Here is a 7,375-nt window from a genome sequence, read left to right as displayed (position 1 = left end):
CGGAGGTCTGGCGCTGCAGGGCCCCCGCCGCGGGCTGCGGGGCGCCGTCGCGGGCGTCGCGCTGGTGGCGCTCGCCGCCGTGGTGCTCGCGCTGCAGCCGGCGACGGAGCGCGAGGAGACCCGCCTGGAGCTCGGCACGGCCGCGGTGCCGCTGCTCCTGCCCGACGGCTGGGGCGCCTTCGCCGCCTCCGTGGGCACCGACGGCGACCTGACCTACACCGCGGTCCCGCCGGGCCACGAGGGGTACGGCTACGCCGGCGTCCGGGTCGAGGTGACCGCCGACGTGTCCGGCTACGGGGAGACCTGCAGCTGGAGGGCCTGCACCGCCGACGGCGACGTCCGCACCGAGGTCGGCCGGACCGACGACGGCTACGGCAGCCAGGCGTGGCGGGTGGTCGACGGGGCGCTGGTCACGGTCACCACCGGCGCCTACGACGCGCCCGCCGACCTGGTGGCGCTGCTCGGCGCCATGGAGCCGGTCGACGTCGCGACGTTCCTCGACCGCCGGTACACCGAGCCCGTCGAGCTCTGACGCCGCCCTGCCGTGCCGCCGTGCACGCGGGGCTCAGCGCACGCGGGGCTCAGCGAACGCGGGGCTCAGCGGACGTAGGCCTCCAGGCCGTGCAGGCCGCCCTCGCGGCCGTACCCGGACTCCTTGAAGCCGCCGAACGGGCTCGTGGGGTCGAACTTGTTGAACGTGTTGGCCCACACCACGCCGGCCTTGAGCCGGTCGGCCGTCCACAGGATCTTCGAGCCCTTGTCGGTCCACACCCCCGCCGACAGCCCGAACGGCGTGTTGTTGGCCTTGGCCACCGCCTCCTCGGGGGTGCGGAAGGTGAGCACCGACAGCACCGGGCCGAAGATCTCCTCGCGGGCGACGCGGTGCGAGGTCTGCACGCCGGTTAACAGCGTCGGGGCGAACCAGTAGCCGCGCTCGGGCAGGTCGCAGGGCAGCGTCCACCGCTCGGCGCCCTCGGCGTCGCCGGCCTGCGCCAGCTCGGTGATCCGGCCGAGCTGCGCGGCGGAGTTGATCGCACCCATGTCTGTGTTCTTGTCCATCGGGTCCCCGACCCGCAGCGACGCGAGCCGCCGCTTGAGCCGCTCGACGACCTCCTCGGCGACGGACTCCTGGACGACGAGCCGCGAGCCGGCGCAGCAGACGTGCCCCTGGTTGAAGAAGATGCCGCTGACGATGCCCTCGACGGTCTCGTCCATCGGGGCGTCGTCGTAGACGATGTTCGCCGCCTTGCCGCCGAGCTCGAGCGTCGCCTTCTTGCGGGTGCCGGCGATGCTGCGGGCGATGGCGCGGCCGACGGCGGTGGACCCGGTGAAGGCCACCTTGTCGACGTCCGGGTGGTCGACGACCGCGGCACCGGTGTCGCCCGCGCCGGTGACGATGTTGACCACGCCGGGAGGCAGGTCCGCCTCCTGGCAGATCTCGGCGAACAGCAGCGCCGACAGCGGGGTGGTCTCGGCCGGCTTGAGGACGACCGTGTTGCCCGTCGCCAGCGCCGGGGCGATCTTCCAGGCCAGCATGAGCAGCGGGAAGTTCCACGGCACGACCTGGCCCACGACGCCGTGCGGCTGCGGGTCGGCGCCCAGGCCGGCCCACTGCAGCTTGTCCGCCCAGCCCGCGTGGTAGAAGAAGTGCGCCGAGACCAGGGGGATGTCCACGTCCCGGGTCTCCCGGATCGGCTTGCCGTTGTCGAGGGTCTCCACCACCGCCAGCTCGCGGGCGCGCTCGGCGACCAGGCGGGCGATCCGGAACAGGTACTTGCCCCGCTCGGCCGGTGCCATCGGGCCCCACACCTGCGTGTGCGCGCGGCGGGCGGCCCGGACGGCGGCGTCGACGTCCGCGGCCCCGCCGTGCGCGACGGTGGACAGCCGCTCCTCGGTGGCCGGGTTGACCGTGTCGAGGGTGCGGCCGTCGGCGGCCTCGACGAAGGCGCCGTCGACGAACAGCCCGTAGCTGTCGGCGATGCGGGCCAGCGACGCGGACTCCGGGGCGGGGGAGTAGGCGAACGGGGTGCCGGCGAGGTCGCCGAGCACGGCGCTCCCGGTGGTCGGGGTCAGGTCGGTCACGGGTGCTCCTGGGTCTCGGGCGAGGAGTCAGTCGACGCTGACGTGGTCGGCGCTGCTGTAGGCGCCGGTGACGTTCTTCTGCCGCTGCATGAGGACGTCGTTGAGCAGGCTGGAGGCACCGAAGCGGAACCGGTCGGCGTGCAGCCAGTCCGGCCCGAGCGTCTCCTGCACCATGACGAGGTAGCGGACGGCGTCCTTGGCGGTGCGGATCCCGCCGGCGGGCTTCATGCCGACGACCTGACCGCTGGCCAGGTGGAAGTCGCGGATCGCCTCGAGCATGACGAGGGTGACCGGCATGGTCGCGGCGGGCCCGACCTTGCCGGTGCTCGTCTTGATGGTGTCGGCCCCGGCGAGCATCGCCAGCCAGGAGGCGCGGCGGACGTTGTCGTAGGTGACCAGCTCGCCGGTCTCGAGGATGACCTTGAGCTTGGCGCGGCTGCGGTCGGGGCGCACGCACGCCTGACGCACGGCGAGGATGTCCTCGAAGACCTGCAGCCAGCGGCCGGACAGGAACGCCCCGCGGTCGATGACCATGTCGATCTCGTGCGCGCCGTTCGCGACGGCGTCGGCGGTGTCGGCCAGGCGGACCCGGCTGGACGCGCGCCCGGACGGGAAGGCGGTGGCGACGGCGGCGATCTTCACGCCGGGTCGTCCCCCGGGCGGCGGGGCGGAGCGCCACAGGGCCCCGACGGCGTCCAGGGCCTCGGCGACGTGCGGGACGAGGTCGCCGTAGACGCAGACCGCCGCGACCGGCGGGCAGTCCGTGGCGGGGTCGGGGTTGGCGGCCTTGGCGGCGAGGGTGCGCACCTTGCCCGGGGTGTCGGAGCCCTCGAGCGTGGTCAGGTCGACCATCCGGACGACGGTGTCCAGCGCCCACGCCTTCGAGGCGTTCTTGATAGACCGGGTGCCGAAGGACGCCGCCCGCGCGTTCGCCCCCACCTCGTCGACGCCGGGCAGGCCGCGCAGGAACCGGCGCAGGCTGGTCTCGTCGACCCGGGGGCCGACGAGGGCGTCCACGGCGGTGCCGGGGTTCTCCGGGGCGGCCGGGGTGCCCCCGGCCGGGCCTGCCTGCGCCTGTCCGACGGCGCCGGCGGCAGGGGTGCCGGCGGTCGCCGGGGCGGGGGGCGGGGCGAGGTCGGTCACGTCTTCCAGCCTAACGCCGGGGCAGGATGGGGCCGTGACCTCGCAGGTGTACCGGCCCGGCGCCGTCCGGGTGCTCGCGGTGGCGTGGTGGCTGCTCTCGGCGGTCCTCGCCGGGGACCTGCTCCTGCGGGGCGCCCCGGACCTGGGCAGCCTCGTCGGGCTGTCGGTCCTGCTGCTGGGCTGCGCGATCGTGCACGCGATGTTCTGGCAGCCGGAGGTGCGCGTCGACGACGACGGCGTCGACCTGGTCAACGTGCTGCGCCGGGTGCGCCTGCCGTGGCCGGTCGTCGAGGACGTCGACACCCGGTGGGCGCTGAGCATCGGCGCCGGCGGGCGGCGCTGGACCTCGTGGGCGGCCCCCGCCTCGGGCCGGCGGGTGCGACCGGTGAGCCGGCGGGAGACGCCGTGGGTCGAGCCGGGCGCCACGAGCATCGCCGGCAGCAGGGCGCCGGGGTCGAGCGCCGGCGAGGCGGCGGTCCTCGTGGGGTCGGGCTGGCAGCGGTGGAAGGACCGGCCCGGGGCCCGGGACGCCGGACGCGCCGCCGTGACCGGGGCGACCGGCCCGGCCGGTCCGGTGGTGTCCTGGAACGTGCCGGTCGTCGCGGCGCTGGGGGTCACCGGCGCACTGGTCGCCGCCGGGGCGCTCGCGCTCGCGCTCCTCTGAGGGTCCCCGCCCCGACGGACCGGGCCCAGCCGTCGTTCAGGCGAGCAGCGCGCGCACCTGGTCGGCCAGCCGCGCCATCCGCTCCCCGCCCCCGGCGCGCGCCGCGGCCAGCCCGTCCGGGCCGGTGCCGACGGGCTCCACGACCTCCAGGTAGGCCTTGAGCTTGGGCTCGGTGCCGGAGGGACGGACGACGACCCGGGCCGCGCGCGCCGCCGCGCCGCCGGGTCCGGCGCCCGGCTCGACCGCGCGCAGCCGGACGCCGGTGGTGGGGGGCAGCCCGTCGACCCCGGCCGCCAGGTCCTCCACGGACGTCACGGCGGTGCCGGCCAGGTCGGCGGGGGGCTCCGCGAGCAGCCGCGCCAGCACGGGCCCGACGACGGACATGTCCTCCAGGCGCAGGGTCACCGGTGCCGTCACGTGCACGCCGTGGGCGAGCGCCAGCGCGTCGAGGCGGTCCAGGAGCGACCGGCCGCGCGCCGCCTCGGCCGCGGCGAGCTCGACGAGCAGCAGCGAGGCGCTGATGCCGTCCTTGTCGCGGACCACCGACGGCGCGACGCAGTAGCCGATCGCCTCCTCGTAGCCCATGACCAGGCCCGGGGTGCGGGCGATCCACTTGAAGCCCGTGAGCGTCGAGGCCGAGCGGACCCCGTGGGCAGCCGCGACCCGGTGCAGCAGCGACCCGGACACCAGGGAGCACGCGACGGTCGCCGGCTCGTCGGGGTCGACGCCCTCGACCGGGGCGGGGGAGCGGGTGAGCACGTGCTCCCCGAGCAGCGCGCCGACCTCGTCGCCGGTGAGCTGGCGCCAGCCTGCGGCGCTGCCGGCCGGCCCGCGGGCGGGGTCGGGGACGGCGACGCTGGAGCGGTCGGCGTCGGGGTCGACGGCGACGACGAGGTCGGCCCCGCTGCGGGCGGCCAGGTCGAGCGCGAGGTCGAGCGCGCCCGGCTCCTCGGGGTTGGGGAACGGCACGGTGGGGAAGTCGGGGTCCGGCTCCGCCTGCTCGGGGACCGGCGTGACGTCGGTGAACCCGGCGCCGGCCAGGACACGGGACAGGACGGGCTGTCCGACCCCGTGCATGGCGGTGGTCACCAGCCGCAGCCCCCGCGGGCCGGGCGGCAGCAGGCCGACGACCGCGTCGACGTAGCCGTCGAGCAGGGACGCGTCGGCGACCTCCCAGCCGTCCCCGGCCCGGGGCACGTCGACCGGGGCGGGCGCGGCCGCGATGCGCGCGGCGATGCCGGCGTCGGCCGGCGGGACGATCTGGACGCCCTCGCCGGGGCCGGGGGCGACCCGGCCGCCGAGGTACACCTTGTAGCCGTTGTCGTCCTTGGGGTTGTGGCTGGCGGTCACCATGACGCCCGCGTCGGCCCCGAGCCGGCGCACGGCGTGGGCGAGGACCGGCGTCGGCAGCGCACCGGGCAGGAGCACGACCCGGCAGCCGGCCGCGGTGAGCACGGCGGCGGAGTCGGTGGCGAACACCCCGGACCGGTGGCGGGCGTCGTGGCCGACGACGACGAGCGGCGCCCCGGCGGCGGGCCCGACCTGCTCCCGCAGGTAGGCGCCGAGACCGGCGGCCGCGCGGACGACGACCGAGCGGTTCATCCGGTTCGGCCCCGGTGCCATGGCGCCGCGCAGGCCGGCGGTGCCGAACTGCAGAGAGCCGGTCCAGGCGTCGCGCAGCGTCTCCAGCCCGCCGCCCCGTGCGGCGTCGAGCGCCTCCCGCGCGTCGTCGGGGTCGACGTCGGCGGCGGCCCACGCCTCGACCGCGGCGAGCAGCGCCGGGTCGGCGGCGCTCACGAGCGCGAGACCCGGTCGACGACGTCGGCGAGCAGGCGGCCGCAGCGCTCGGCGGCGTCGCGCCCGGCCTGCAGGACCTCCTGGTGGTCGAGCGTCTGGCCGGTGGTCCCGGCCGCGAGGTTGGTCACCAGCGACAGGCCGAGCACCTCCAGGCCGGCGGCGCGGGCGGCGACGGTCTCCAGGGCGGTCGACATGCCGACGAGCTGGCCACCGAGCACGCCGACCATGCGCACCTCGGCGGGCGTCTCGTAGGCGGGCCCGTGCAGCTGGGCGTACACGCCCTCGGGCAGGCCGGGGTCGACCTCGTGCGCCAGGGCGCGCAGCCGGGGGGAGTAGGCCTCGGTGAGGTCGACGAACGTCGGGCCCCGCAGCGGCGTCGCGCCGGTGAGGTTGAGGTGGTCGCGCAGGAGGACGGCGGTGCCCGGGCCCCAGTCCGCCACGAGCGAGCCGCAGCCGTTGGTGAGGACGACGTGGCGCGCGCCGAGCGCGGCGGCGGTGCGGACGCCGTGCGCGACGGCGTCGACGCCGTGGCCCTCGTACAGGTGGGTGCGGGCGGCGACGAGCAGCACCCGGCGACCGGCCGGGGTGGCCACGACCCGCAGCCGGCCGTGGTGGCCCGCGACGGCCGAGGCGCGGAACCCGGGCACCTCGTCGGCCGGCAGGTCGAGCAGCACCTCGCCGAGCAGGTCGCCGGCCTGGCCCCAGCCGGAGCCGAGGACGACGGCGGTGTCGACGGCCGGGGTCCCGGCGTCCAGACCGGGGACGGCGCCGGCGAGGCGGGCGCGCACGACGTCGGCGGCCGCGGCCGCCGTCTCCTGCCAGGAGGGGGCGGTCTGCTCGGGGGTCTGCACGGCTGCTGACACTAGCGGCGGGTGCCACCATGCACCCGTGACGGCGGACGCACCGGCGACGGCGGGTGCCCCCGGCACCCCGCCCGCGGTGGCCGTTCCCCCGACGGCGCGCCCCGGGCGGTACGGCCGGGAGCGGCTGGCGGCGGTGGACGCCGTCCGGGGTCTCGCGCTGCTCGGCAGCGCCGTCGCCACGGCGCTGGCGTGGCTGGGCGGGCGGACCCTGACCACGGGCTACCGGCCGGTCGACGGCTCCGGCGCCGACCGGGCGGTCGACGTGGTCACCGGGCTGCTCGTCGACAACCGGGTCCTCATGGTGTTCGCCCTGCTGCTCGGGCACGGCGTCGCCGCCCGGATGCTCCGCCCGACGACAGGGGCGCGGGGCCGGTCGCCGGACGCCGCGGAGTGGGCCGACGGGCTGGGCCGTTCGGGGACTCTGCTCGGCCTCGGCGCGCTGCACGCCGCCCTCGTCCTGGACGCCGACGTGCTCGGCACGCTCGGGGTCCTGCTGCTCGTGGCCGTCCCCCTGGCGCGGGCGCGCACGGCGGTGCACGTCCTCGTCGTGCTCGTCGCCCTGCCGCCGCTCGTGCTGCACGGGGCGCTCGACGGCTTCGGCGGCAGCATCGGCTTCCCGGACCCGCCCGGGGACTACCTGCTGTCGGTCGTCGACCGGGTCGGCAGCTGGTTGTTCGCCCTGGTGCTGCTGCTGCCGGTGCAGGGCGGCCTGCTCGTGGCCGTGGTGGCGGGGGTCCGGCTCGCTCGCGGCGGGTGGGCCGCCGACCCGCGGGCGCACCGCCGCGGGCTGCTGGGGCTCGGCGCCGCCGGCGTGCTCGTCGGGGCG

The 7,375-nt window shown here is 77.1% G+C and carries 7 protein-coding genes; 3 read left to right on the top strand and 4 right to left on the bottom strand.

What is annotated here, in order from left to right; genetic code table 11:
- Positions 1-532, top strand: a 532-nt coding sequence (locus WCS02_RS15345; protein WP_340294762.1) for a hypothetical protein, incomplete at its 5' end; no start/stop codon positions are given.
- A 65-nt stretch (positions 533-597) separates the two neighbouring features.
- On the opposite strand, the gene WCS02_RS15340 is transcribed toward WCS02_RS15345, so the two are convergent.
- Both WCS02_RS15340 and deoC read right to left on the bottom strand, forming a co-directional pair.
- Positions 598-2,073, bottom strand: a complete 1,476-nt coding sequence (locus tag WCS02_RS15340) for an aldehyde dehydrogenase family protein (RefSeq protein ID WP_340294766.1) — start codon at positions 2,071-2,073, stop codon at positions 598-600.
- Between the two features lie 36 nt (positions 2,074-2,109).
- Positions 2,110-3,099: a deoxyribose-phosphate aldolase gene (deoC, locus tag WCS02_RS15335; protein ID WP_340294764.1), complete on the bottom strand. Its 990-nt coding sequence runs from the start codon at positions 3,097-3,099 to the stop codon at positions 2,110-2,112.
- 160 nt (positions 3,100-3,259) lie between these two features.
- On the opposite strand from deoC, the gene WCS02_RS15330 reads away from it, so the two are divergent.
- Positions 3,260-3,889: a PH domain-containing protein gene (locus WCS02_RS15330; protein WP_340294760.1), complete on the top strand. Its 630-nt coding sequence runs from the start codon at positions 3,260-3,262 to the stop codon at positions 3,887-3,889.
- A gap of 36 nt (positions 3,890-3,925) precedes the next feature.
- Here WCS02_RS15330 and WCS02_RS15325 read toward each other — a convergent pair whose 3' ends face one another.
- Together WCS02_RS15325 and WCS02_RS15320 are read right to left on the bottom strand one after the other, a co-directional pair.
- Positions 3,926-5,686 (bottom strand): phospho-sugar mutase, encoded by a 1,761-nt coding sequence (locus WCS02_RS15325; RefSeq protein ID WP_340294757.1) that lies wholly within the window; start codon positions 5,684-5,686, stop codon positions 3,926-3,928.
- A complete protein-coding gene (locus tag WCS02_RS15320) occupies positions 5,683-6,537 on the bottom strand; it encodes a purine-nucleoside phosphorylase (protein ID WP_340294755.1) in 855 nt (284 codons plus the stop codon). Before WCS02_RS15320 ends, WCS02_RS15325 begins: the two co-directional genes overlap by 4 nt.
- 37 nt (positions 6,538-6,574) lie before the next feature.
- On the opposite strand from WCS02_RS15320, the gene WCS02_RS15315 reads away from it, so the two are divergent.
- Positions 6,575-7,375: DUF418 domain-containing protein (locus tag WCS02_RS15315; RefSeq protein WP_479688806.1), on the top strand; the 801-nt coding region annotated here is incomplete at its 3' end.

This window comes from Aquipuribacter hungaricus (assembly GCF_037860755.1).
Classification (GTDB): domain Bacteria; phylum Actinomycetota; class Actinomycetes; order Actinomycetales; family JBBAYJ01; genus Aquipuribacter; species Aquipuribacter hungaricus.
This window is presented reverse-complemented; position numbering and strand designations above follow the sequence as displayed.